Origin of the sequence: Streptomyces sp. NBC_00454 (assembly GCF_041434015.1) — a bacterium.
Lineage (GTDB): Bacteria > Actinomycetota > Actinomycetes > Streptomycetales > Streptomycetaceae > Streptomyces.
The window spans coordinates 7,876,659-7,899,519 of sequence record NZ_CP107907.1; the positions used below are offsets into that span (position 1 = coordinate 7,876,659).

Annotated in this window: 22 protein-coding genes; 12 read left to right on the plus strand and 10 right to left on the minus strand. The window is 70.5% G+C overall.

The window, feature by feature from the left end:
- The first annotated feature begins 259 nt into the window (after positions 1 to 259).
- Together OHU74_RS35915 and OHU74_RS35920 are read left to right on the plus strand one after the other, a co-directional pair.
- Positions 260 to 883: a hypothetical protein gene (locus OHU74_RS35915; RefSeq protein ID WP_371613992.1), complete on the plus strand. Its 624-nt coding sequence runs from the start codon at positions 260 to 262 to the stop codon at positions 881 to 883.
- A gap of 333 nt (positions 884 to 1,216) precedes the next feature.
- Positions 1,217 to 2,092, plus strand: coding sequence for a universal stress protein (locus tag OHU74_RS35920; RefSeq protein ID WP_371613991.1), 876 nt, complete (start codon positions 1,217 to 1,219; stop codon positions 2,090 to 2,092).
- 76 nt (positions 2,093 to 2,168) lie between these two features.
- Here the strand turns inward: OHU74_RS35920 and OHU74_RS35925 are convergent, their stop codons facing one another.
- Entirely contained in the window at positions 2,169 to 2,876 is a 708-nt protein-coding gene (locus tag OHU74_RS35925; protein ID WP_371613990.1) for a response regulator, read from the minus strand.
- Between the two features lie 255 nt (positions 2,877 to 3,131).
- Between OHU74_RS35925 and OHU74_RS35930 the strand changes: the two genes are divergently transcribed.
- Positions 3,132 to 3,458 (plus strand): STAS domain-containing protein, encoded by a 327-nt coding sequence (locus tag OHU74_RS35930; RefSeq protein ID WP_371613989.1) that lies wholly within the window; start codon positions 3,132 to 3,134, stop codon positions 3,456 to 3,458.
- Between the two features lie 124 nt (positions 3,459 to 3,582).
- Positions 3,583 to 4,077, plus strand: a complete 495-nt coding sequence (locus OHU74_RS35935; protein WP_371619522.1) for a pyridoxamine 5'-phosphate oxidase family protein — start codon at positions 3,583 to 3,585, stop codon at positions 4,075 to 4,077.
- Positions 4,078 to 4,091: 14 nt separating this feature from the next.
- On the opposite strand, the gene OHU74_RS35940 is transcribed toward OHU74_RS35935, so the two are convergent.
- On the minus strand, positions 4,092 to 5,774 hold the full coding sequence (locus OHU74_RS35940; RefSeq protein WP_371619521.1) for a GAF domain-containing protein: 1,683 nt from the start codon (positions 5,772 to 5,774) through the stop codon (positions 4,092 to 4,094).
- Between the two features lie 275 nt (positions 5,775 to 6,049).
- Between OHU74_RS35940 and ppk2 the strand changes: the two genes are divergently transcribed.
- Positions 6,050 to 6,844, plus strand: coding sequence for a polyphosphate kinase 2 (ppk2, locus tag OHU74_RS35945; protein WP_371619520.1), 795 nt, complete (start codon positions 6,050 to 6,052; stop codon positions 6,842 to 6,844).
- Between the two features lie 52 nt (positions 6,845 to 6,896).
- Entirely contained in the window at positions 6,897 to 8,597 is a 1,701-nt protein-coding gene (locus tag OHU74_RS35950) for a SulP family inorganic anion transporter (protein WP_371613988.1), read from the plus strand.
- Between the two features lie 311 nt (positions 8,598 to 8,908).
- Here OHU74_RS35950 and OHU74_RS35955 read toward each other — a convergent pair whose 3' ends face one another.
- Positions 8,909 to 9,097: a hypothetical protein gene (locus tag OHU74_RS35955; protein WP_371613987.1), complete on the minus strand. Its 189-nt coding sequence runs from the start codon at positions 9,095 to 9,097 to the stop codon at positions 8,909 to 8,911.
- A gap of 266 nt (positions 9,098 to 9,363) precedes the next feature.
- Between OHU74_RS35955 and ppdK the strand changes: the two genes are divergently transcribed.
- Positions 9,364 to 12,063: a pyruvate, phosphate dikinase gene (gene ppdK, locus OHU74_RS35960; RefSeq protein WP_371613986.1), complete on the plus strand. Its 2,700-nt coding sequence runs from the start codon at positions 9,364 to 9,366 to the stop codon at positions 12,061 to 12,063.
- 129 nt (positions 12,064 to 12,192) lie between these two features.
- On the opposite strand, the gene OHU74_RS35965 is transcribed toward ppdK, so the two are convergent.
- A complete protein-coding gene (locus OHU74_RS35965) occupies positions 12,193 to 12,432 on the minus strand; it encodes an SHOCT domain-containing protein (protein WP_371613942.1) in 240 nt (79 codons plus the stop codon).
- Positions 12,433 to 12,653: 221 nt separating this feature from the next.
- On the opposite strand from OHU74_RS35965, the gene OHU74_RS35970 reads away from it, so the two are divergent.
- The 3 genes from OHU74_RS35970 (at position 12,654) to OHU74_RS35980 (ending at position 14,575) form a co-directional block, all read left to right on the plus strand.
- A complete protein-coding gene (locus tag OHU74_RS35970) occupies positions 12,654 to 13,118 on the plus strand; it encodes a Crp/Fnr family transcriptional regulator (RefSeq protein ID WP_371613943.1) in 465 nt (154 codons plus the stop codon).
- A gap of 26 nt (positions 13,119 to 13,144) precedes the next feature.
- The gene (locus OHU74_RS35975; RefSeq protein ID WP_371613944.1) at positions 13,145 to 13,783 is read left to right on the plus strand and encodes a CBS domain-containing protein; all 639 of its coding nucleotides are present in this window, start codon (positions 13,145 to 13,147) and stop codon (positions 13,781 to 13,783) included.
- 93 nt (positions 13,784 to 13,876) lie between these two features.
- Entirely contained in the window at positions 13,877 to 14,575 is a 699-nt protein-coding gene (locus OHU74_RS35980; protein WP_371613945.1) for a response regulator, read from the plus strand.
- A gap of 16 nt (positions 14,576 to 14,591) precedes the next feature.
- On the opposite strand, the gene OHU74_RS35985 is transcribed toward OHU74_RS35980, so the two are convergent.
- The 6 genes from OHU74_RS35985 to OHU74_RS36010 form a co-directional block, all read right to left on the minus strand.
- The gene (locus OHU74_RS35985; RefSeq protein WP_371613946.1) at positions 14,592 to 16,322 is read right to left on the minus strand and encodes a GAF domain-containing protein; all 1,731 of its coding nucleotides are present in this window, start codon (positions 16,320 to 16,322) and stop codon (positions 14,592 to 14,594) included.
- A gap of 79 nt (positions 16,323 to 16,401) precedes the next feature.
- A complete protein-coding gene (locus tag OHU74_RS35990; RefSeq protein ID WP_371613947.1) occupies positions 16,402 to 16,680 on the minus strand; it encodes a DUF1918 domain-containing protein in 279 nt (92 codons plus the stop codon).
- Positions 16,681 to 16,682: 2 nt separating this feature from the next.
- A complete protein-coding gene (locus OHU74_RS35995; RefSeq protein ID WP_371619517.1) occupies positions 16,683 to 18,893 on the minus strand; it encodes a cation-translocating P-type ATPase in 2,211 nt (736 codons plus the stop codon).
- The gene (locus OHU74_RS36000; RefSeq protein WP_371619518.1) at positions 18,865 to 19,257 is read right to left on the minus strand and encodes a cation-transporting P-type ATPase; all 393 of its coding nucleotides are present in this window, start codon (positions 19,255 to 19,257) and stop codon (positions 18,865 to 18,867) included. The genes OHU74_RS35995 and OHU74_RS36000 overlap by 29 nt, the downstream gene beginning before the upstream one ends.
- Before the next feature lie 7 nt (positions 19,258 to 19,264).
- Positions 19,265 to 20,128 carry a universal stress protein gene (locus tag OHU74_RS36005; protein ID WP_371613949.1) on the minus strand — a complete coding sequence of 288 codons (864 nt, stop codon included), beginning with the start codon at positions 20,126 to 20,128 and terminating at the stop codon, positions 19,265 to 19,267.
- The gene (locus tag OHU74_RS36010; protein ID WP_371613950.1) at positions 20,125 to 21,033 is read right to left on the minus strand and encodes a universal stress protein; all 909 of its coding nucleotides are present in this window, start codon (positions 21,031 to 21,033) and stop codon (positions 20,125 to 20,127) included. The genes OHU74_RS36005 and OHU74_RS36010 overlap by 4 nt, the downstream gene beginning before the upstream one ends.
- Positions 21,034 to 21,285: 252 nt before the next feature.
- Between OHU74_RS36010 and OHU74_RS36015 the strand changes: the two genes are divergently transcribed.
- Entirely contained in the window at positions 21,286 to 21,954 is a 669-nt protein-coding gene (locus tag OHU74_RS36015) for a CBS domain-containing protein (protein ID WP_371613951.1), read from the plus strand.
- Between the two features lie 33 nt (positions 21,955 to 21,987).
- Positions 21,988 to 22,857, plus strand: coding sequence for a universal stress protein (locus tag OHU74_RS36020; RefSeq protein WP_371613952.1), 870 nt, complete (start codon positions 21,988 to 21,990; stop codon positions 22,855 to 22,857).
- The last annotated feature ends 4 nt before the right edge of the window (positions 22,858 to 22,861 follow it).

Consider the following 22,861-nt stretch of genomic DNA (forward strand, 5'->3'; position numbering starts at 1 on the left):
AGCCTCGCTTCGGTCGACCTCCTCCGGCCAGTGCCAACCGGCCCGGCTTGGGGGCCGTCCGTACCCGGGCGCGAAGCCGACAGGACCTGGCAGCCGGATCCAAGGTCTCCTTCGATGCGCGGCCGTGCTGAACTCCGTTGCTGCTAAGGACGTTCGGCTACTTGGTGTGGGCCGTTCGCCCCCGGGGCCGCCGCTCTCCGAGCGGGGACATTGGCGATGGGCAGGCGCACGGCCTGCTGTGAGGAAAGGGTTCTACGTCATGGCTTTGCACCAGCACCGTCAGCCCGGGATGTCCCTCGCAGGGTGGCGAAAGGCCGCCTGGGCCACAACAACGTCCGACAGCGCGCTTGATGAGCTCGCCGCACCCGTGGCCGTAGCGCGCATCGCGGCGACGACCCGCCTGCTGACCTCGTTCACGTTCCTCTGGGCTTTCGGTGACAAGGCGTTCGGCTGGGGGTACGCGACCCCGGCGGGCAAGGGGTGGATCGACGGCGCTTCTCCCACCAAGGGCTTCTTGAGCCATGTCGCCGCCGGGCCGCTGGAGGGCACCTTCCACGCCTGGGCCGGGGCGGCCTGGGCCGACTGGGCTTTCATGCTGGGGCTGCTCGGCATCGGCATCGCTCTGGCGAGCGGTGTCGCCCTGAGGGGCGCTGCTGTCGCGGGTACCGCGATGATGGCGCTCATGTGGGCTGCCGAGTGGCCTCCGGCCCGGCACCTTTCGGACGGCAGCCTCAGCATGTCGACGAACCCTCTGGTGGACTATCACGTCCTGTACGCGGCTGTCCTGGTGATGCTGGCGGTGATCGGAGCCGGGCGCTTCTGGGGGCTGGGCACTGCTTGGCGGAGCCTGCCCGTAGTCCGCCGCAACCGGTGGCTCCTGTAGCGGAAGCGTCGGTCCGGGGCCGCCGCAACCAGGCCGGCCCCGGAAGCCGGAGCTCCTGCGGAGCTCGTCAACCCCGGCGCCGAAGCTGCCCAGCACCTGACCGCCCGCAAGGCCACTGGCTGGAGCCGAGACAGGGCCCCTCGTCCGGCGAGGAGGTCGTCGACCGAGCGGGCGTCGGGAAGGGAGGACCGGCCCTGGGGGAGGGACTGTTGGCCCCTGTATGTCAAGGCATCCAGCGGCGAAGGTGAGTTCAGCGGCGCCGGTTCCCCCGGCCGGTGCCGCTCCCCTGCCGATCGACCCCGATGCTCCGGCATCAGTACGGAGGACAGACCTGTGAAGCGCACGCTCGTTGTCGGAGTGGACGGATCCCCGCAGAGCCGGGCCGCGGCGGACTGGGCCGCACGGGAGGCCGTACGGCGTGACCTGCCCTTGCACGTGGTCCACGCCTGGCTGTGGCAGCCGCTCGCAGCACCGATCGTCCAGGACCGCGACACCGAAGCCGGCCGGGCCGATGACCTCCTGAAGGAAGTCGAGGGCGAGCTCACCCACCGGTACCCGGGACTGGCCCTCACCGCGCAAGTGCTCTCGGACGTGCCGGTGCCGGCCCTGCTGCGCGCCGCCGAGGACGCGGAGTTGCTGGTGCTCGGCACGCGCGGGCACGGAGCCCTGGTCGGGTTCCTGCTGGGTTCCTACGGTCGGCAGGTGATCGCCGCCGCCGAGTGCCCCGTCGTCTCCGTGCGCTCCGCGCACGGCAGGCCGGTGGCCGTGCCGGAGGAGGGGGAGGTCGTCGTCGGGCAGCAGGGCGGCGTGCAGGAGTCCGCCGAGGTACTGCGCGTCGCCTTCGAGGCCGCCGCGGCGAGGAAGGTACCGCTCCGTGCGGTCCGCGCCTGGAGCTTGCCCCCGGTCTACGGCTACAGCCCCGGGTCGATGTGGATCGCCGACCAGTTCGGTGGCCTGGAGCCGTACGAGAAGGCCGCGCTGGAGCAGGCACTGGAGCCGTGGCGGCTGAAGTACCCGGAGGTCGAAGTCGTCGCGCACGTGGAGCAGGGCAGTGGCGGCCACGTGCTGCTGACCGCGGCGTCGGACGCGCAGCTGCTCGTCGTCGGCCGCCGGGTCCGCGAATCGGCGGTGGGGGCGCACATCGGATCCGTGGCCCACGCCGTTCTGCACCACGCGGTCTGTCCTGTCGCCGTGGTCCCGCACGCCTGACCCGGCCCAGGTCAGGCGGAAGGCCGGGCACGCGACTGTACGGCGTGCCCGGCCCTCTCACGTGCCCGGCCGCCGGCTATTCGGCGGCCCGCGCGGGGTGCTGGCTCGGCGGGATCAGCGTGTGGCTGGCGATCACCGCTGCCTGGACGCGACGCTCCACGCCGAGCTTGGTGAGCAGCCGCGAGATGATGTTCTTGACGGTCTTCTCGGCGAGGTAGAGCCGGTTGCCGATCTCCCGGTTGGTGAGCCCTTCGCTGACCATGACGAGGATCTCCTTCTCCCGGTCGGTGAAGCCGGGCAGGCCCGGGACCTGGTCCTCCGAGGGCACGTCGCCGCGCATGCGGGCCATCAGCCGGGTCGTGGCGCCGGGATCGAGCATGGACTGGCCGGCCGCGACCGTACGGACGGCGGTGACCAGGTCGGTGCCGGTGATCTGCTTCAGCACGTAACCGGAGGCGCCCGCCATCACCGCGTCCAGCAAGGCCTCCTCGTCGTCGAACGAGGTGAGCATCAGGCAGGCCAGCTCGGGCATCCGCGAGCGCAGCTCGCGGCACACGCTCACGCCGTCGCCGTCCTGGAGCCGTACGTCGAGGATGGCGACCTGGGGGCGCAGCGCGGGGATGCGGATCAGGGCCTGTTCCGCCGTGCCCGCCTCACCGATCACGTTCAGGTCGGATTCCGCGTCCAGCAGATCGTGCACCCCGCGGCGTACGACTTCGTGGTCGTCGAGGAGGAAGACCGTGATCGGCGGCTTGGTGGGGGAGGGGGCACCGCTGTCGGTCATGACGCAACTCCTTCGCCTGGGTTCGTGCGGGGCGCCCGAACTCCAGCATCCTGCCTGCCGAAGGGGCCGAACGGACAGGGCCGATAGGCCCTCATCCGGCGGCCTCCCCGAGCAGTGGGCCTTCGGGGAAAGGGACCTTCGGCCCTGGGTCGGGGGCATGCGGACCCTCCCGGCGCCTGTTCGCGTGCGGTGAGCTGGTGCCGCACGGGGAAAGGCGCGGCTCGTCCGCAGGGCCGCACGCAGCGTGGAGGTTCCATGACGACCACCTTGATCGACCTGAAGGCCGCGGTGAGGAACGAAGGCGACGTGCGCGTCACGTTGGCCGGAGAACTCGATTTCCATACGGCGGGGCTGGTGGAACCGCGCCTCACCGACCTCGCCGCATCCGGTCACCGCAGCCTCGTCCTGGACCTGTCCGGGATCTCCTTCTGTGACAGCTCGGGCATCGGCCTGTTCTTGCGTGTCGACCAACGCTGCCGCTGGGCCGGAACCCGGCTCCGGCTGTGCGGCGTGCCACCTCTGGTGGCCAAGTCGATGCGCGTCCTCGGTGCCGACCGCGTGCTGCGCATCGTGGCGGCCTGAGCGCGGCGGCATCCGAGACTGGTGCCCTGGTCGGGACCATTTGGCCCTGGTTCCCGTGGTGATCGCGAGGGAGGCTGGTGACGCGGAAGCCGCGAACGATCGATACCGGATGAAGGTGCGGATCATGGACCAGGACGGCATAGGACGCGTCGGCGGTCACACGGGCGATACGACGACCGGCCGGCGCATGCGGGAGCTGGACAGGGCCGAGGCACTCAGGCTTCTGGGGACTGTGTCCCTGGGGCGCATCGTCTTCACGCAGTCCGCGCTGCCCGCCGTCCGCCCGGTCAACCACCTGGTCGAAGGCGAGGACGTCATCGTGCGGATCCACGACGATGGGGCGCTCGCCTCCCTCGTGGCTCCGGCCGATGTCCCCGGCGTGGTGGTCGCCTACGAGGCGGACGCCATCGATCCCGTCACCCACTTCGGCTGGAGCGTCGTGGTCACCGGTTACGCGTGCCTGGTGACCGATGCCGACGAGGTGGCCCGGTTCGCTTCATTGCTGCGTCCCTGGGTGGGACACCCCATGACCGGAGCCCTGCGGATCCGCTCCGACCTCGTTACCGGATTCCGGCTGGAGGCGGAGCGGACGCTGCCCGAGTCCGCTTGCCTGGGCTGATCGCGTCGGGGCCGTCAGCTCCCGGTGGGGAGCGGCGCCCGCCAGACGAGCCGGCTGCCCCCGTCGTCGGGGGTGCCAATGATGAATGACCCGCCCAGGCTCTGCGCCCGGTCGTCGAGGTTGCGTAGACCGCTTCGGCGGCCCTGGGCCGGGATGCCCCTGCCGTTGTCGGAGACCGTCAGCACGATCTCGCCCGGTTCTGCCTTGAGCGCCACGGCGACCCTGGTCGCCTCCGCGTGGCGCGCGGCGTTGCTCAGGAGCTCGCCCAGCGCCGCCATGACGTGGTCGGCGACTTCGGAGGGGACGTCCGTGTCGAGCAACCCCTCCATACTCAGACGCGGTGGATGGCCGAGGGTGGTGGCTGCTTCGCCGACGGCCCGGGCCGCGCGGGCCCGCAGACCCGGTCCGGTCTCGCGGTCCTTGGTGCGCAGACCGAAGATCGTCGAACGGATGATCTTGATGGTCTCGTCCAGGTCCTCGACCGCACGGCTGACGCGTTCGGCGGCCCCTTCGTGCTCGACGAGCCGTGCCGCGCTCTGGAGGGTCATTCCGGTGGCGAAGAGCCGCTGGATGGCCAGGTCGTGCAGGTCCCGTGCGATCCGGTCGCGCTCCTCCAAAAGCGCTATCTGCTCTGCGTCACGGCGCCGCTCCGCCAGCTCGAGGGCGATGGTCGCCTGACCCGCGAAGGCGACGAGCGGCTCGAGCTCGTTCTCGCCGAAGGCGGGCTCGCCAGCCGGGCGCGCGAGCAGCAGTACGCCCCTGCTCTCCCCGCCGGAGGTGCCCAGCGGGACCGCGACGGCGGGACCCAGCCCGCCCTGTGTCTGCGCATCGGCCGGGTAGCGGTCGTCGTCCGAGGCGTGGAGGACCGTGACGGGTTGCCCGGTCCGGTGCGCGGTCCCCGAGAGGGTTCCCGCGAAGGGGACCACGAGTCCCTGCCTGGACTTGCTGTCCGCACCGGCCGCGAACTCCACGAACAACCCCTCCGCGCCGGGAACCGGCATGGAGATATCCGCGATCCGGGCCCCTGTGATCTCCTGGGCCCGCAGCGCGATGAGCTCCAGCACCGCCGGACGGGGACTGCCCGACAGCAGGCTCTCGGTGATCTCCGCATTGGCCTTGAGCCACAGCTGCTGGCGCTGGGACCCCTCGTAGAGCCGGGCGTTGTCGATCGCCACGCCCGCCGCCACCGAGAGGGTGGAGATCACCGTCTCGTCCTCGGTGTCGAAATCGAACCCGCCCCGCTTGTCGGTCAGGTAGAGATTCCCGAACACCTCGTCCCGCACCCGGATCGGTACACCGAGGAACGTGCGCATGGGCGGGTGGTGCGGCGGAAACCCGTACGACGAGGAGTGGGCGCCGAGATCAGTGAGGCGCAAGGCCTCCGGGTGGTGGATGACCTCTCCGAGCAGGCCGTGTCCGGCCGGCAGGGGACCGATTTCGGCGATGGCCTCCTCGTCGAGCCCCACGGTCAGGAACTGCGACAGCGTGCGGCCGTCAGGCCCGATGACCCCGAGCGCCCCGTAGTCGGCGTCGACGAGCAGGGCCGCGGCCTCCACGATCCGCCGCAGCACCTGCGCCAGATCCAGCTCCCGGCCCACCGAGACGACGGCCTCCAGCAGACTGTGCACCCGGTCCCGTGTGCCGCGCACGGCGTCGATGCGTACCTGGAGCTCGTCGAGCAGCTCGTCCAGCCGCATCCGAGGCACTTGCGTCAACGGATCCCCCACACTCACGTGATTCCCCTTCGCTGCCCGCCCCGTCCGCCGCCAGCGTATCGGCACAGACGGGCCCGAAGAGGGCATCGGCCGCGGGCACTGCGAACAGGGGGCTGCGGACGCCCGGTGAGACCTGAGGGTGAGGTTTGGGCGGGCGTCCCGACACGGGATTGCGATGCGAGAGGCATCCTTGCGCGCGGGCGCGTGCCGTGACCGACTTGATCACGGCACTGGACGGCGAGAGGACGGACACGGCGATGGGTCTCAAGAAGGCGGTCTACGAGAGGGAGCTGCTGCGGCTCCAGACGGAGCTGGTCAAGCTCCAGGAGTGGACTCGCGCGGAAGGCGCCCGCCTGGTCGTCGTCTTCGAGGGCCGTGACGCCGCGGGCAAAGGGGGCACGATCAAGCGCGTCGCCGAGCACCTGAACCCCCGTGTCGCGCGCATTGCGGCCCTGCCCACGCCGACGGAGCGGGAGCGTTCACAGTGGTACTTCCAGCGGTACGTCGAGCATCTGCCGGCCGCCGGCGAGATCGTCCTCTTCGACCGCAGCTGGTACAACCGCGCCGGAGTGGAGCACGTCATGGGCTTCTGCACGCCCGCCGAGCACCAGCGCTTCCTGCGCCAGTGCCCGGTGTTCGAGCGGATGCTGATCGAGGACGGGATCCTGCTCCGCAAGTACTGGTTCTCCGTCAGCGACGCGGCCCAGGAGGAGCGGTTCCGGCGCCGCGCGCAGGACCCGCTGCGCCGGTGGAAACTCTCCCCGATGGACCTGGAGTCCCTCACCCGCTGGGAGGCGTACTCGAGGGCCAAGGACGAGATGCTCGTCCACACGGACACGGCCGACGCCCCGTGGTACGTCGTCGAGAGCGACGACAAGCGCAGCGCACGGCTCAACATGATGGCCCACCTGCTGTCCTCGGTTCCCTACGAGGACGTGGCCGTACCATCGCTGACCTTGCCGCCGAGGCCGCCGTCCACGGGCTACGAGCGTCCGTCCAAGGAGCTACAGACCGCCGTACCCGACCACGCGGCCACCCTCGGCAAGGACTGAGCCGCGCCGGAGACCGGTGCGCGATGCCGAGCGGATCGTCAGAAGGAGCGCGATGTCCGCAAGTGGAAGGCCGGCCCCGGTACCCACGGGTCTCCGGGGGTACCGCCGCTCCTGGCTCGGGCGGGACGCGTTGGCGGGTGTCACCGTCGCCGCGTACCTGGTGCCGCAGGTCATGGCGTACGCGGGTGTGGCCGGGCTGCCGCCGGTCGCCGGACTCTGGGCGGTCCTGCCGGCCATGGTCCTCTACACGCTGATCGGGTCCTCGCGGCTCCTGTCGGTCGGACCCGAGTCGACCACGGCGCTGATGACCGCCGTTGCCGTGGGACCGCTCGCCGCCGGCGATCCGGGCCGGTACGCGGTGCTCGCAGCGGCCCTCGCCGTGGTCGTCGGCCTGGTCTCGTTGGCCGCTTGGGCCGTACGGCTCGGGTTCCTCGCCGACCTGCTCTCACGGCCCGTGCTCGTCGGTTACCTCGCCGGCGTCGCACTGATCATGATCATTGATCAGCTGCCCCGACTCACCGGAGTGCGCACGACCAGTTCGGGCTTCTTCCCGCAGCTGTACTCCTTCGCCCTGCACGTCCCGGACGTCGACTGGCCGACCGCCGGGGTGGCCGCTGCTGCTCTTGCGCTGCTCCTGGTGGCGCCGAAGCACTGGCGCATGGTGCCGCGCCCGTTGGTGGCCCTCGTCCTCGCCACGGCGGCCGTGGCGGCATTCGGGCTGGACGACCGGTACGGGATCTCCGTGATCGGATCCGTGCCCTCCGGCCTGCCGGTGCCCTCGCTGCCACCGCTCGGCGACCTGCCCCGGCTACTGGTCCCGGCTCTGGGTGTGCTGCTCGTCGGTTACTCGGACGTGATCCTGACCGCCCGAGCCTTCGCCGATCGCGGCGACCGGGTCCCGCTGGACCCCAACCGTGAACTCCTGGCCCTGGGGGCGGCGAACCTGGGGGCGGGCATCCTGCACGGGTTCCCGGTCAGCAGCAGCGCGAGCCGCACCGCCCTGGCGCAGTCGTCGAAGGCGCGGAGCCAGGCGTACTCCCTGTTCGCTGCGGTCGCGGTACTGATGGTCCTGCTCCTCCTGGGCCCCCTACTGGCCCACACGCCGAGCGCCGTCCTCGGCGCCATCGTCGTCTATGCCGCCGTCCGCCTGATCGAGGTGGCCGAGTTCCGGCGCCTCGCCGCCTTCCGCCGCCGCGAACTCCTGCTGGCCCTGGGCTGTCTCCTGGGTGTCCTCGTGCTCGGCATCCTGTACGGCGTTCTGGTCGCCGTGGCCCTGTCGGTCATCGAGCTCCTCGCTCGCGTGGCCCGTCCGCATGACGCGGTGGAAGGCCTGGTACCAGGGCTCGCCGGCATGCATGACGTGGACGACTACCCGACGGCGCAGACCGTTCCCGGCTTGGTCATCTACCGGTACGACTCACCACTGTTCTTCGCCAACGCGGAGGACTTCCGCCGACGCGCCCTGGCGGCGGTCGACGAACAGAGCCGTCCGGTCCGCTGGTTCGTCCTCAACGCGGAGGCGAACGTCGAAGTGGACATCACGGCCCTTGACGCCGTCGACGGACTCCGTCAGGAACTCGTGCACCGCGGCATCGTCTTCGCGCTGGCCCGGGTCAAGCAGGAACTCCGTGAAGACCTCGATGCGTTCGGCCTCACGGCCTCGGTGGGGGCCGAACGGATCTACCCGACCCTGCCCACGGCTCTGGAGGCCTACCGGGCATGGAGCCGGGAGAAGGGGCTCGCGACAGAATGAGCAGGAACTACCGGTCCACGTCCGCCCCGCCGTGCACGTGACGCAGTACCCTCCGGGCACCGTTCCAGCTGCGGCACACGACGAGGACCACGTCGTTGCCCGCGATACACCCGCCAGGGCATTTGGCTCGCCGCCTGCGGTGTGTACGCCGTCTCGGCAGCCGCCGTGGACAGCATGCGCTCCGTCGTGAACGAGTTGAACTCGCCCGCTGGGCCTGGCTCACGGGGGTGGGAGAAGGCACGGTATCCGAGGCCTGCGCCTGACACGTGGGCCGGCGAGTCACTCTTGCCTCCTGGGGGTGCGTCGGGCGCTCAGGAAGGCTTTCCGGTTCCTTGTCGCTCCAGGGACGTGGCGACGACGAGCGCCAGCATGCCGACGGCCATCATGATCAGCCCGACGAGTGTCCGGTCGGCGTTCGCCCACTGCCAGTCCACCGCGAACACCAGGATGGTGCCGAGACCGACGGAAGTGATGGCGCCGACGGCCAGCAAGCCCGTCATGTCATTCACCGGCTTTCGTGTCATGCCCGGAGCCGCATTTCCGCGCTCGCCCCGACTGTCCCGGATACCGGGAGTGGTCGAGCAGGTACCCAACGTCCCTTCGCGGAGTCGAACGGCCCCTCCGCGGGTGGCCGCGCGCTCGGCCAGGGCACAGGCAGAGGGCCCGTCCGGCCCCACGAAGGGCCGTCCGGCCCCTCTCGGAACCGGTGCGGGACAAGCCAGTGTGAGAGATGAGCGCGATATCGCCGAGGAGGCTGGTGGCAGTCATGGGTTCCTACGTGTACGACTTCGCCGAGGGCGGCCGGGACATGGCCGATCTGCTCGGAGGCAAGGGCGCGAACCTCGCGGAGATGGCCCGCATGGGCCTGCCCGTGCCGCCTGGCTTCACCATCACGACGGAGGCCTGCCGCGTTTTCCTGGCTACAGGTGAGCTGCCCGCGGGCCTGGAGCGCGAGGTCGCCGAGCACCTGGCGGAGCTCGAGAGGGCTGCCGGCAAGCGGTTGGGACAGGTGGACGACCCGCTGCTCCTCTCGGTCAGGTCGGGGGCGAGGTTCTCCATGCCGGGCATGATGGAGACCATCCTGGACATCGGTCTGAACGACCTCTCGGTGCTCGGCCTGGCCAAGGTCCCCGACCGGGAGCGGTTCGCGTGGGATTCCTACCGTCGCCTCGTGCAGATGTTCGGGAGTACGGTCATGGGCGTCGACGGCTCGCTCTTCGAAGACGTCCTCCGCCGGGTCAAGGACCAGCACCGTGTCGTAGACGACTCCCACCTGGACGTCTGCGACCTCATGCGGATCGTCGAAATGTTCAAGGACCTCATCCTCGAACGTACGGGTAGTGCGTTTCCGCAAGACCCGACCGAGCAGCTGCGGCAGGCGATCCTCGCCGTCTTCGCGTCGTGGAACGGTGACCGCGCACGCCTCTACCGTCGCCGCGAGCACATTCCGGACGGTCTCGGGACAGCGGTCAACATCCAGCGCATGGTCTTCGGGAACCTCGGCTCCGATTCCGGCAGCGGAGTCGCGTTCACGCGCGACCCGGCCACCGGGCGCCCCGGCCTGTACGGCGACTACCTTCCCAATGCCCAGGGCGAGGACGTCGTCTCCGGTGTCCGCGACGCCGTACCGCTGCAGGAGCTGGCCGCGCTCGACCCGGTCTCGTTCGCCCGGCTGCGCGGCTACATGGGGCAGCTCGAAACGCACTACCGAGACCTGTGCGACATCGAGTTCACGATCGAGCACGGCGTCCTGTGGATGCTGCAGACCCGTGTCGGGAAGCGCACCGCGCAGGCGGCCTTCAGCATCGCCTCGCAACTGGCCGACGAGGGCCTCATCTCCACTGATGAAGCGCTGGCCCGTGTCGACGGCGACATGCTGGCGCGGCTGATGTTCCCCCGGTTCGACGCAGGTGTCGCGGCTCCCGTGCTCACACGCGGTATCCCGGCCTCGCCGGGTGCGGCCGTGGGCGTGGTCGTCTTCGACTCCGGGGAGGCGGTTCGGCGGGCCGCCGCCGGAGAGGAAGTCGTGCTGGTACGGCAGGAGACCACGCCCGACGACCTCCCGGGCATGGTCGCCGCTCAGGCGGTGCTCACGAGCCGGGGCGGCAAGACCAGCCATGCGGCGGTGGTGGCGCGCGGTATGGGCAAGGTCTGCGTCTGCGGGGCCGACGCGCTCTCCATCGATCTGGGGGAACGCCGCTTCTCCGTCGGCGATGTCGTCGTCTCCGAGGGCGAGACCATCTCCGTGGACGGCTTCGAAGGCCTCGTCCGCCTCGGCGCGGTACCACTGGTCGACTCCGCGGTCATGCGCTACTTCGAGGCGGGCTCACCCGCGCCGGACGCCACCGCGCAGGAGGGCGTACCCGAGGTGCACCGCCTCATGGAGCACGCCGATGCCACCCGACGCCTGGGGGTACGGGCGAACGCCGACACACCGCAGGACGCGGCCCGAGCACGCCGGTTCGGCGCAGAGGGCATCGGACTGTGCCGTACGGAGCACATGTTCCTCGGGGACCGCCGTCAACTGGTGGAAGCCATGATCCTCGCGCCCACGGAGAACGACCGCGAGGTCGCGCTGGCCGCACTCCTGCCCTTGCAGCGCGAGGACTTCACCGGAATCCTCGCCGCCATGGACGGCTTGCCCGTGACCATCCGGCTGCTCGACCCGCCTCTGCACGAGTTCCTGCCCGACCGGACGGACCTGGCCGTACGCCTTGCCCGGGACGAAGCATTGGGCCGGACACAGGATCCTCACGACACCGAGCTGTTGGCCGCAGTCACGCGCATGCACGAGGAGAACCCGATGCTCGGCCTGCGGGGCGTCCGACTGGGTCTCGTGAAACGGGGCCTGGTGGCCATGCAGGTCCGTGCCATTGCAGAGGCCGTCGTTGCCCGCAAGCGGGCGGGAGGTGATCCGCGTGCCGAGATCATGGTCCCGCTCGTGGGCGCGGTCGAGGAACTCCACCTCGTGAGGCAAGAAGTGGAGGAGGTGCTGTCCACGGTCGCGCGCGAGACGGGAGTCCCGGTGACCTGCCCGATCGGAACCATGATCGAGCTGCCCAGGGCAGCCCTGACCGCCGGCCGTATCGCGAGCCAGGCGGAGTTCTTCTCCTTCGGAACGAACGACCTGACGCAGACCACATGGGGCTTCTCCCGCGACGACGTCGAGGCGGAGTTCTTCTCCGCCTACCTCGACAAGGGAATCTTCGAGACCTCCCCGTTCGAGACGATCGACCGGGAAGGAGTCGGACGCCTGGTGGAGATCGCGGTCCGTGAAGGTCGTGCGGCCCGACCCGACCTCAAGATCGGCGTGTGCGGGGAACACGGCGGTGACCCCACCTCCGTGCACTTCTTCCACGGGGCCGGACTCGACTACGTCTCCTGCTCCCCGTTCCGCGTCCCCGTCGCCCGCCTGGAGGCCGGCCGTGCAGCCCTGTCGGCACGGTCTGCGGACGCGACGAAGTGACACGCTCACCGACCCCGCCGGGGCCGGTGCGAGCGGGCGGAGGGCTCCAAGGAGGTGAAGCGCGCGAGTGGGCCGTCCGCTACGCGCTGCTCTCACACAGGCGGAAGACGGTGACCAGGTCGGGCTTGCTCAAAGGGACGTCGGCCCAGGGATATGGGCTCGCAGTACCGCGAGCCGCCGGCGGTATTCCTCGTCGTCGATCTCGCCTCTGGCGAATCGCTCCGCGAGAAGCTTCTCGGCCCCCTTGTCGGGGGTTGGGTGCGGCGCGGGCACTGTGTGCCCGTCCGCACCGTCCCGCCTGAGGGCGCGGACCACGAGGATGGCCGCGGCGACGATCAGGGTCCAGATGATCAGTGTGGTGAGGGACATGGCGAACCATCCCCAGGCCCCCATGCCATGGCCATTCCAGTACATTGCGCACCTACCAGGTGGACGGGGTCGACGGTCGGGAGCCGGCCATCTGCTGCCAGGATCTCCGGCTGCACCGAGCCCCGGCATGGGCCGGTCGGCCCACAGTCGGGGCCACAGGGCCCATGTCGGGACTGGCGGGACCACCAAGACTGAAGACGGACTCGAACAGGAGGCCGTTCATGACCACCCCGTCACCCACACGTATCTCCGAGGCGCTGCCCGCCGACTGCCGTTCCCGTCTGATGGAACTGGCCCAAGAGGTCAACTTCGCCGAGGGGACGCGTCTCTTCAGCGAGGGCGGTCACGCCGACCGGTTCTGGATCGTCCGGTCCGGCACCGTGACCTTGGACGTCCACGTGCCCGGGCGGCGCGCCGCCGTCATCGATAGCCTCGGTGCCGGTCAGCTGGTCGGCTGCTCGTGGCTCTTCAAGCCCTACTCCTGGCGCCTTGGCGCCGAGGCGATGACGCCCGTCCGCGCGTACGAGTTCGACGCGGCGCGCGTACGGACGCTGATGGACGACGACACCGCCTTCGGCTCTGCCCTGGGCCATTGGATCGGGCAGGTCCTGGCCAACCGGCTGCAGGCCGCCCGCGTGTGCCTTCTCGACCTGTACGCGCCTTACGGCAGCGGCAGCTTCCTCTGATCGTCCGTATGCCGAAGGAGCCGGTCATGCCCGCATCCCGCTACACCGTCAGTGACGTCATGACGCACACCGCCATCGCCATCGGCCGTGGGGCGTCCTACAAGGAGATCGTCGAGCTGATGCACCAGTGGAAGGTCAGCGCGGTCCCCGTCCTGGAAGGCGAAGGCCGGGTCGTCGGCGTGGTCTCCGAGGCGGACCTGCTGCCGAAGGAAGAGTTCCGGCGTACGGACCCCGCACTGCCCGAGCAGCTGGAGGAAGCGTCGAAGGCCGGCGCGGTGCTGGCCGAGGAGCTCATGTCGAGCCCGGCGATCACCGTCCACCCCGACGCGCCCGTCACCGAAGCCGCCCGGATCATGGCCCGCAAGCACGTCAAGCGCCTGCCCGTCGTGAACGTGCTCGGCATGCTGGAAGGCGTGGTCAGCCGCAGCGACCTCCTCAAGGTGTTCCTGCGGCCAGACGAGGAGCTCGAGGAGGAGATCCGCCAGGCCGTGCTCACCGAACTGGCACCCGGTGTGACCTTGGACTTCGCCGTACAGGACGGCGTCGTCACCCTTCGCGGCCCACTGCGGGACCGGGTTTTGGTCCCCCTGCTCGCACGGGCGATCCGCGCGGTCGAGGGTGTCGTGGACGTCCGGATGGAGCTGGACGGCACCATCGCTGCCTAGCTCCGGTTCTCGTCGGCCACAGGGTGCCTTGCGCGTCTTCCTGAGACAATTCGGATGGAAAGGCACAGCACGTGGACCGAGCCAGGGGCGATCATGTCCGAGGATCCGAACGCCTCCGCAGAGGCGCCGATCAAGGTGTTCCTCCTCGATGACCACGAGGTGGTCCGGCGTGGGCTGCGCGACCTTCTGGATGCAGAGCCGGACATCACCGTCGTGGGTGAAGCCGGTACGGCCGAGCAGGCGCTGACCCGCGGGCCGGCGCTCCGTCCGGATGTCGCCGTACTCGATGTGAGGCTGCCCGACAGCGACGGCATCACCGTCTGCCGCGAGCTGCGCTCGCGCATGCCGGGGCTGGCCTGTCTGATGCTGACCTCGTTCGACGACGAGGACGCCTTGCTGGACGCGATCATGGCGGGGGCCGCCGGGTACGTGCTGAAGCAGATCAAGGGTGCTGACCTGGTCTCGGCCGTACGCACGGTCGCCACCGGCCAGTCCATGCTGGACCCCGCGACCACCGCCCGCCTGATGCACTCCCTGCGTGACCCGGAACCGGCGAAGACACCGGAGGACGCTCGCCTGGCAGCTCTGTCCGAACGGGAGCGGGCTGTGCTGGAGCTCATCGGCGAGGGCCTCACCAACCGGCAGATCGCCAAGCAGCTCTACTTGTCCGAGAAGACGGTCAAGAACCACATCTCGCGGTTGCTGGGCAAGCTCGGCGTGGAGCGGCGGGTCCAGGCGGCTGTGATCGCCGCCCAGGTCCACGAGCACGAGGCCGGAACGGTGAAGCGGTAGGAACGTCTGGTAGAGGTCACCGAGCCGGCGGGACCAGAGGTACCTCCCACTCCAGGCGAGTGCCCCGCTCCCCGTTTCCCGGCGCGGCAATCTCCATCTGGCCGCTGAGCCTTTCGGCACGCTCCGCCAGGTTCCGCAGTCCGCTGCGCCGACCGCCGGCGGGCAAGCCCACTCCATTGTCGGTCACCGTGATCGTCAGCTTCCCGTCGCCCGCGGCGATCGAGACCTCCACCCGCGTGGCCCCGGCATGGCGGGCGACGTTGGTGAGAGCTTCCCCCACCACGGCGATGACCTCGTCGGCGACGGCGGACGGTACGTCGGTGTCGATCAGTCCTTCCATCCGCAGGGCAGGGGCGAAGCCGAGGGCTGCGGCCGCCCCGTCCAGGGCCTTGACGGCGCGGGAGCGCAGCTTGGAGGCCTCACCGGGGGTTTCGTGCTCGCGGAGTCCGAAGATGGTCGATCGGATGATCTTGATGGTGGCGTCGAGGTCGTCCACGGCGCGCGCGATGCGTTCCGATGCCTGGGAGTGGTCAATGAACCGCTGGGCGCTCTGGAGGGTCATGCCGGTGGCGAAGAGGCGCTGGATGGCCAGGTCGTGCAGGTCGCGGGCGATGCGGTCGTGGTCCTCCAGGAGGCTCATCTGCTCGGTGTCACGGCGCCGGTCGGCGAGCTCCAGGGCGAGGGCGGCCTGGCTCGCAAACCCCGGAAGTGGGGCGACTTCCGTGGTGGCGAACACGGGGCGTCCGTGCCGCCGGGCCAGCATCAGGACGCCGCTCAGGCTTTCCTTGGTGCCGACGGTGACGGCGACCGCCGGGCCGAAGCCCGTCCACCGCTCGGGGTGCACGGTGACGTGCTCGTCGGTCGCCACGTCGGGGACCGTGATGAGGCCGTTGTGGGCCAGTGCGGCCTCGGCGAGGGTTCCCTGGGTACTGGGCAGGACGATCCCGCGGTGTGCCTCTGCTCCTTCCCCGAGGGCGAGGGAGCCTCGCAGTTCACCGGCGGAGCCGAGCAGGTAGAAGACGCCCATGTCGGCGCGGGTGATGTCCTTGGCCTGCTCCAGCATGCCCTCGAGGACTTCGTTCTCGGGCGCTCCGGAGAGCAGGGCGCTGGTGATGTCGGAGCTGGCCTCCAGCCAGCGCTCGCGCAGCCGGACCTCCTCGAAGAGCCGGGCGTTCTCGATGGCGATGCCGGCCGCGACGGCGAGGGTGGACAGGACCGCTTCGTCCTCGGCGTCGAAGTCGGCTCCGCCGCGCTTCTCGGTCAGGTAGAGGTTGCCGAAGACCGCCTCGCGGACCCGGATCGGGACACCGAGGAACGAGTGCATCGGCGGGTGGTGGTCGGGGAACCCGTACGAGGCCGGGTGCTCGGACAGCTCCGACAGCCGCAGTGGTTCGGGGTGGCGGATCAGCTCGCCGAGGATGCCGTGGCCGGAGGGCAGGTCTCCGATCTGTGCGCGGAGGGCGTCGCTGATGCCGACGGGAAGGAACTCGGCCAGTTTCTTGTCGTTCCCGATGACTCCGAGGGCCCCGTATTCGGCGTCCACGAGCACTACGGCGGCCTCGACGATGCCTTGCAGGACCTGCGGCAAGTCGAGTTCCCGGCCCACGGACATGACGGCTTCGAGTAGACCGTTCAGCCGGTCCCGCGTGCCTCTGACCTCGTCGATCCGTACCTGGAGTTCATCCAGCAGTTCGTCGAGCCGCAGACGAGGAACACCGCTCCGGGTGGGCTGTTCCCCTGTGCTCATGCCCGCCTCCGGCAGGAAGGGATGGCGAGACGGCCATCACTTCCACGGTATCTCCGGTCGGGGCGCCCGGCCTTTCCACTCAACGGGATGCCACTGCCCCTTCCGGCTCCTCCTCGTGTCGCGGCGTACCGGTTTCGTCGTGCAGCTGGCGGACGTGGGCGTCCGGTCCGGGGAAGATCACGGTGGTACGGCCGGTGTCGGACCAGCGCACGTCGTACGGCGGGGTGCCGTCCTCGTGGTGCAGGGCGATGACTTCGCCGTCACGGCCTGTCGTTCCGACGGTGGGGCCGCCCACGATGATCTGGTCGCCGACCTCGGCGTGGATCCCGTCTCCGTGGGCAAGCGGATGCGCGTTCATGATCATGCCTTTCTGTGGAATGCGCCCCGCAGGAGCCGGGCGGCGACGAACGCCGCGAGGGCTGCCGAGGCGGCGAGCCCTATGCCGGCCCAGCCCACCGGCTGGGTGTCCAGCAGCGACTGCAGAGCGGGAAGGTGCAGGGCAGCCATCGCAAGGAGGGCGGAGGCCGCCACGGCGGCGGGGAGGGAGAGGTTCTGGGTGGTGAGCAGCCGGGCCCTCAGTCCCAGGGCCACGCCCAGCTGGGCTCCGAGCAGGGACAGGAAGAGCACGCTCTGCCAGGGCAGGCCCATGGAGCGCGCGCCGATGCCGGCGATCAAGCTGAAAGCCGTCACGGCCGCAGCGAGGATGAGGAGGCGTTGCCACACGCCTGCGGCCAGGATGTGCTGTCCGGGCGGCCGGGGCGGGCGCCGCATGGCCTCTGGTGAGGCCGGTTCGGCACCCATGGCCACGCCGGTCAGACCGTGTGTGAGGAGGTTGATCCACAGGATCTGGCCCGCCCGAAGCGGGAGGGCCAGGCCGAGTAGGGGACCTGCCAGCATCACGAGGATCTCGGCGGCCCCACCGGCCATCGCGTAGACGAGGAAGCGTCGGATGTTGTCGTAGACGCGGCGGCCTTCCTCGACGGCCGTGACCACGGTGGACAGCTCGTCGTCCGTGAGGACGAGGTCGGCGGCCTGGCGGGCCACCTCGGTGCCGCGGGCGCCCATGGCGACGCCGATGTCGGCCTGGCGGAGGGCGGGGCCGTCGTTGACGCCGTCCCCGGTCATGGCGGTCACTGCGCCGCGGGCCCTCCAGGCGTGGACGATGTCCAGCTTCTGCTGCGGATCGGTCCGGGCGAAGACGCGTACCGCGGTGAGGTCGGTGTCCGGTGCTGCGGCAAGCTCGGGTCCGGTGACGACGGAATCGGCTGGACCGTCCTCGACGAGGCCGATGCGTACGGCGATGGCGTGAGCCGTCGCGGGGTGGTCGCCGGTGATCATGACCGGGGTGATGCCGGCAGCGCGGCAGGCCGCCAGAGTGGTGGCGGCGGTCGCTTTCGGCGGATCGCTGATGGCGATCAGGCCGAGAAGGCTCAGTCCCTCTTCCGCCTCGGCGGCGGGCAGACTCCACTGGAGCCGTTCGGCGCCTGCCACCGCCAGGACCCTGAATCCGTGCGCGGCCAGCTGGGCAGCTTGCAGGCGAGCCTGGTCCAGGACCTCGGGCGGCTCGGCGAGCACCATGGGAGCCAGGACGCTCTCCGGCGCCCCCTTGAGGCAGACCAGGACGTTGCCGTCGGGCAGGTGGTGCAGGGTGGTCATCCGCTTACGCGAACTGTCGAACGGTGCTTCTCCGATCCGGGGGCAGTCCCGGTGCAGCTCGGCGGGGTCGGGGCAGCCTGCCTTGGCAGCGGCTGCCAGCAGTGCGGCCTCCATGGGGTCGCCCACGGCCGTCCATGCTGCGGAGCCGCTCTGGGGTGGTTTCAGGCTTGCGTCGTTGCACAGGGCTGCCGTGGTGAGCAGTTCCTGCAGTGGGCGGAGTTGCTCGGGCGTCAGGGAGCGTCCGGCCCGGGTCAGGTCTCCTTGGGGTTCGTATCCGCTGCCGGACACGTCCGCGGCTCCGGACGGCGTCCACAGGCGCTGGACGACCATGCGGCCCTCGGTGAGGGTGCCGGTCTTGTCCGTGGCCAGCACGCTCACCGAGCCCAGTGTCTCCACGGCCGGCAGGCGCCGGACCAGGGCGCCGCGGGCCGCCATGCGGCGGGCTCCGAGGGCGAGGGCGAGGGTGACCACGGCGGGCAGGGACTCGGGCACCGCGGCGACGGCCAGGCTGATGGCGGTGACCGCCATCGTGCTCACGCCGAGGCCGCGTAGGAGGCCCAGGGCGAAGAACAGCACGCACAGGGCGAGGGTGACGGCGGCAAGGACGCGGCCGAGGGAGGCGAGGCGGCGCTGGAGCGGTGTCGGCTCGTGGTCCCCGTCCAGGAGGGCTGCGATCCGGCCGAGGGCGCTGGCGGATCCAGTGGCCGTGGCCGTCGCCACACCTCGCCCGCGCACCACGACGGTGCCGGCGCTGACCACGTCACCCGTGGATTTGGCGACGGGTTCCGATTCGCCGGTGAGCATCGACTCGTCCATCAGGAGAGCGGATGCCTCGGTGAGATCGGCGTCCGCGGCGACGATGTCACCCTCGCCCAACAGCAGGCTGTCACCCAGTACCACGAGCGCTGCCGGCACTTCGTAGGCGGCGCCGTCGCGCAGCACCCGGGCGTGCGGGGCAGAGAGCGGAGAGCGCGGCGACCGCGCGGTCCGCCCGGACCTCCTGGGCCACTCCCACGGTCGTGTTGAAGACGACCACCAGGCCGATGACGACGGCGTCCGGGTGGTCGCCGATCGCGATGGTCAGGAGTGCGGCACCGAGCAGCACCATGATCAGCGGATCACGCAGCTGCGCCAGTACCCGGCGGCGGAGGGGTGTGGGTCGCGGAGGTGCCACCTCGTTGCGTCCGTAGCGGGCCAGCCGGCGTTCGGCCTCGGCCCGTGTCAGCCCTGTCGGGGCCGAGGAGGCGACGGACGGCGTTTCGATCGCGCGGCTGGTCATGGCGGGCTCAGCCAGTGGGGACGGTGATCACGGGGCAGTGCGCGCGGTGCAGGAGGCCGTGGACGACGGATCCGATGCGCATGCCGGTGTATCCGCCGCGGCCGCGGCGGCCCACGACGACGGCCAGGGCGTGCTCGGCGGCCCGGGCGAGTTCCTCGACGGGGTGGCCGGCGAGGACTTCGTGCGTCACGTGCACGTCCGGGTACTTGTCCGACAGGCCGGCGGTGGCCTCGGAGAGCAGGGTGCGCTGGGCGTGCAGTGCCACCTCTTCGTCGTTCAGCATGATGAGCGGCGGCTGCCATACGCAGACGACCCGCAGCGCCGCCCCCCGGAGGTCGGCCTCGTCGAAGGCGAAGTCCAGCGCGGCAGTGGCGGACGCGCTGCCGTCGATACCGGCGACGACGTAGGGCGGCTGCTGGCTGATGTGTTCGGCGTCGCCCACGACGACGACCGGGCAATGGGCCTGGGCAGTGACGGGGACCACGAGCGAGCCGGCGCTGAAGAACTCGGCGGTGCGGCTCAGGTGCCGGGAGCCGAGGACGATCATGCGGGCTTCTCGCGCCGCGCCGCCCAGGACGGGGACGGGGAAGCCGCCGAGCAGATCGCCGGTGACGGCCACCTCGGGGTGGCGGTCACGCACCCAGTTGCACGCTTGGCCGAGCCTGTCGGATGCGGCCTGCCGCAGGGCCGTCTGACCGGGGGTGTCGTCGACGTGATGGGTGTCGTGCTGGGGCGGTACCGCGAGCACCAGGCGTAGCGGGAGCCGGCGCCGTTGTGCCTCGTCGGCGGCCCAGGCCAGGGAAAGGTGCCAGTCCCTGTCCGGGTCGATGCCCACGACGATGCCATGGCTTCCTGTCAGGTGGATGGTCATGACCGGCTCCCGAAGTCGCTGCCGGTCCGGGGGATGAGGAGGACGGGGCAGTGGGCGTGGTGCAGCAGGCTGTGCGTGGCCTTGCCCAGGCTGGGGGCGAGTCCGAGGGGCCCTGGGATCCGGCGGCCGCCCATGACGAGCAGGTCGGCGTGCCGGGACGCCTCGACCAGGACACCGGCCACGGAGATGCTCTTCTCCGCATCGGCCTGCACCTCCAGGTCGGGGAACTCGCCGCGGACCACGTCCGTGACGGCCCGAAGGGTCTCTGCACGGCCGCCGGCGATCTCGTCGACGCCGTCGAGCATGCTGACCACCTCACCTACGGACTGGAGCACGTTCCACACGTGCAGGAGCCGCAGGGAGGCCTTGTGCAGCTCGGCTTCCCGGGCGGCGTACCGGGCGATCAGGAGGTCGTGCTCATCGCGGATCGCCGCGAGGACCGTGCCGGTCTCCTCGGCCCCGTCGATGCCCCGGACGACGATGACGGGCGTCATGGCGATGGCCGCGGTGCCCAGCCCGACCGAGCCGAGCATGAGGGAGTTGAAACCGCCCAGCCCGCGGTTGCCCACCACGACCGTGCCGTGGAGCCCGCCGGCCCGGTGAAGGCTGTCGACGGCGCTCGCGCGGCTGAACTCGGTGGTCACGTTCAACCCGGGGTACTCGGCCGACACGGCCTTCGCCGTCTCGTCAAGGATGGCCCGGCCGTTGACACGGATACGGTCGATGGTCTCCGCCGACACGTACAAGGCCCTGCCGTCGGTGTCGGAGCCGTAGACGATGTGGAGGGGGCGGTCACGGCGTGCGGCCTCCTTGGCCGCCCACAGGGCAGCGACGCGCGCCGACTGTGAGCCGTCCACGCCGACGGTGACCGAGCTGGTGTCCGGGGTGCGGAATGTGCTTTCCACGATTCCTCCCAACCGAGAAGCCGATGAGGGACACCACCCACGGTGGCACCGCCGCCGTTTCGGCAAGAGGGCCGCCCGGGACCGCAGACGGGACCAAAGGTCCCCATCGTCGTCGACCGGAGACCTCGGGCCCTTGCGGCCCCCCGGACGGGACCGTTCGGCCCTCGATCGCCGGCGGCCTTCGACGGATGGTGGGGACACACCCCACACCGGACACCAGCCTCGCGTGACACGGCGGAGCAGGAGGGCCTCATGAAACATCTCAAGGTGGCGAACCTGATGACCGACGAGGTCGTGTCCGTGGCCCCGGGCACCGGTTTCAAGGACGTCGCGAAGCTCCTCGCCCAGTACGACATCTCGGGAGTCCCTGTCCTGGACGACGAGGACCGCGTGGTGGGCGTCGTCTCGCAGACCGACCTGCTGGCCCACACGGTGTCGGGCTCCCATCCCTCTGAGCAGAGCCCCCCGGCGCCTGGTCCGCCCACCGCGGGCGAGGTCATGTCCGCGCCGGCGGTCACCGTTCACGCCGAAGAGACAGTGGCTGACGCCGCCCGGCTGATGACCCGTCGCGGCATCGAACGCCTCCCCGTCGTGGACGTGGAGGACCGGCTCGTCGGCATCGTCACCCGCCGGGACCTGCTCCGCCTGTTCCTGCGCCCGGACTCCGAGATGCGCCGGCGTATCACCGACGAGGTCCTCACGGAGGTGCTCGGTGTGCCGGCCGGTGACGTCGACGTCCATGTGGTCGACGGCATCGTCACTTTGGAGGGCCGTGTCGAGCGTAGGAGTCAGCTCCCTGCGCTTCTCGGCCTCGTCGAACAACTCGACGGGGTCGTCGCCGTGGCATCACGCATCACCGCCCGAACCGACGACACGGCAGGCATGCACGCGGACCGTGCCCGGCACGCCATGCCGTGGTGATGAGCGCCGGACCGTACGAAGGGAATCGAAGCCATGAAGAACCACGTGACCGTCGGAGTCGACGGCTCCCCTGAGAGCCGGGCAGCAGCACGCTGGGCCGCGCACGAGGCCGTCCTGCGGCAGGTGCCGCTCCGCCTCGTGCACGCCGTCGACTGGCCCCTGGACCCGATGTTCCCCGGACTGGGCCGCCAGGACGTGGACCGCTGGGCGGACCAGGCTCTGGCCGAGGCCGCGACGGAGCTGCACGGGCGCCACCCGCACCTGGAGATCACGACCCGCTGCCTGACGGCACGGCCGGCAGCCGCTCTCGCGGCCGAGGCCGCCGACGCCGGCCTGCTGGTCCTGGGATCGCGCGGTCTGGGCGGCCTGGTCGGTTTCGTCGTCGGCTCGGTGGCGATGTCCACCGTGGTCGCGACCGACACCCCGGTCGTCCTCGTTCGCGTCACCGACGACCCCGACGGCCCGGGCACCGGCTCCGGCGCTGAGATCGTCGTGGGTGTCGACATCCATGAAGCGTGCGACCGGGTACTCACCTTCGCCTTCGAGGAGGCGGCCCGGCGCGACTGCCCGCTGCGGGCCGTGCACGGCTGGAAGATGCCGGCCGCCTACAGTTACGTCCCCTTCTTCGACCCGGACAACGAACGGGACATCGGCAGGAGCGTCACACACATGGTGGACGACATGCTGCTGCCCTGGCAGCGCAAGTTCCCCGACGTGAATGTCAGCCACAACGTGTTCATGGGATCCGCGGGCGAGCATCTCGTTCGGGCCTCGCAAGGAGCGGGACTCGTCGTCGTGGGGCGCCATCTTCGCCGCTCCGCCCTCGGGGCGCACCTGGGCTCGGTCGCCCACGCGGTCCTGCACCACGCAGCAGCCCCCGTAGCCGTCATCGCCCACGACTGAAGGA

Excerpts from the sequence above, each read along its gene's own strand:
- OHU74_RS35965 (WP_371613942.1), bottom strand. The coding sequence starts at position 12,432 with ATGTCCCTCACCACACTGATCATCTGGACCCTGATCGTCGCCGCGGCC.
- OHU74_RS35940 (WP_371619521.1), bottom strand. The coding sequence starts at position 5,774 with ATGCGGCTGGACGAGCTGCTCGACGAGCTCCAGGTACGCATCGACGCC.
- OHU74_RS35980 (WP_371613945.1), top strand. The coding sequence starts at position 13,877 with ATGTCCGAGGATCCGAACGCCTCCGCAGAGGCGCCGATCAAGGTGTTC.
- OHU74_RS35985 (WP_371613946.1), bottom strand. The coding sequence starts at position 16,322 with ATGAGCACAGGGGAACAGCCCACCCGGAGCGGTGTTCCTCGTCTGCGG.
- OHU74_RS35925 (WP_371613990.1), bottom strand. The coding sequence starts at position 2,876 with ATGACCGACAGCGGTGCCCCCTCCCCCACCAAGCCGCCGATCACGGTC.
- OHU74_RS35915 (WP_371613992.1), top strand. The coding sequence starts at position 260 with ATGGCTTTGCACCAGCACCGTCAGCCCGGGATGTCCCTCGCAGGGTGG.
- OHU74_RS36005 (WP_371613949.1), bottom strand. The coding sequence starts at position 20,128 with ATGACCATCCACCTGACAGGAAGCCATGGCATCGTCGTGGGCATCGAC.
- OHU74_RS36020 (WP_371613952.1), top strand. The coding sequence starts at position 21,988 with ATGAAGAACCACGTGACCGTCGGAGTCGACGGCTCCCCTGAGAGCCGG.
- ppdK (WP_371613986.1), top strand. The coding sequence starts at position 9,364 with ATGGGTTCCTACGTGTACGACTTCGCCGAGGGCGGCCGGGACATGGCC.
- OHU74_RS35935 (WP_371619522.1), top strand. The coding sequence starts at position 3,583 with ATGGACCAGGACGGCATAGGACGCGTCGGCGGTCACACGGGCGATACG.
- ppk2 (WP_371619520.1), top strand. The coding sequence starts at position 6,050 with ATGGGTCTCAAGAAGGCGGTCTACGAGAGGGAGCTGCTGCGGCTCCAG.
- OHU74_RS36015 (WP_371613951.1), top strand. The coding sequence starts at position 21,286 with ATGAAACATCTCAAGGTGGCGAACCTGATGACCGACGAGGTCGTGTCC.
- OHU74_RS36000 (WP_371619518.1), bottom strand. The coding sequence starts at position 19,257 with ATGACCAGCCGCGCGATCGAAACGCCGTCCGTCGCCTCCTCGGCCCCG.
- OHU74_RS35970 (WP_371613943.1), top strand. The coding sequence starts at position 12,654 with ATGACCACCCCGTCACCCACACGTATCTCCGAGGCGCTGCCCGCCGAC.
- OHU74_RS35930 (WP_371613989.1), top strand. The coding sequence starts at position 3,132 with ATGACGACCACCTTGATCGACCTGAAGGCCGCGGTGAGGAACGAAGGC.
- OHU74_RS35955 (WP_371613987.1), bottom strand. The coding sequence starts at position 9,097 with ATGACGGGCTTGCTGGCCGTCGGCGCCATCACTTCCGTCGGTCTCGGC.
- OHU74_RS35990 (WP_371613947.1), bottom strand. The coding sequence starts at position 16,680 with ATGAACGCGCATCCGCTTGCCCACGGAGACGGGATCCACGCCGAGGTC.
- OHU74_RS35975 (WP_371613944.1), top strand. The coding sequence starts at position 13,145 with ATGCCCGCATCCCGCTACACCGTCAGTGACGTCATGACGCACACCGCC.
- OHU74_RS35950 (WP_371613988.1), top strand. The coding sequence starts at position 6,897 with ATGTCCGCAAGTGGAAGGCCGGCCCCGGTACCCACGGGTCTCCGGGGG.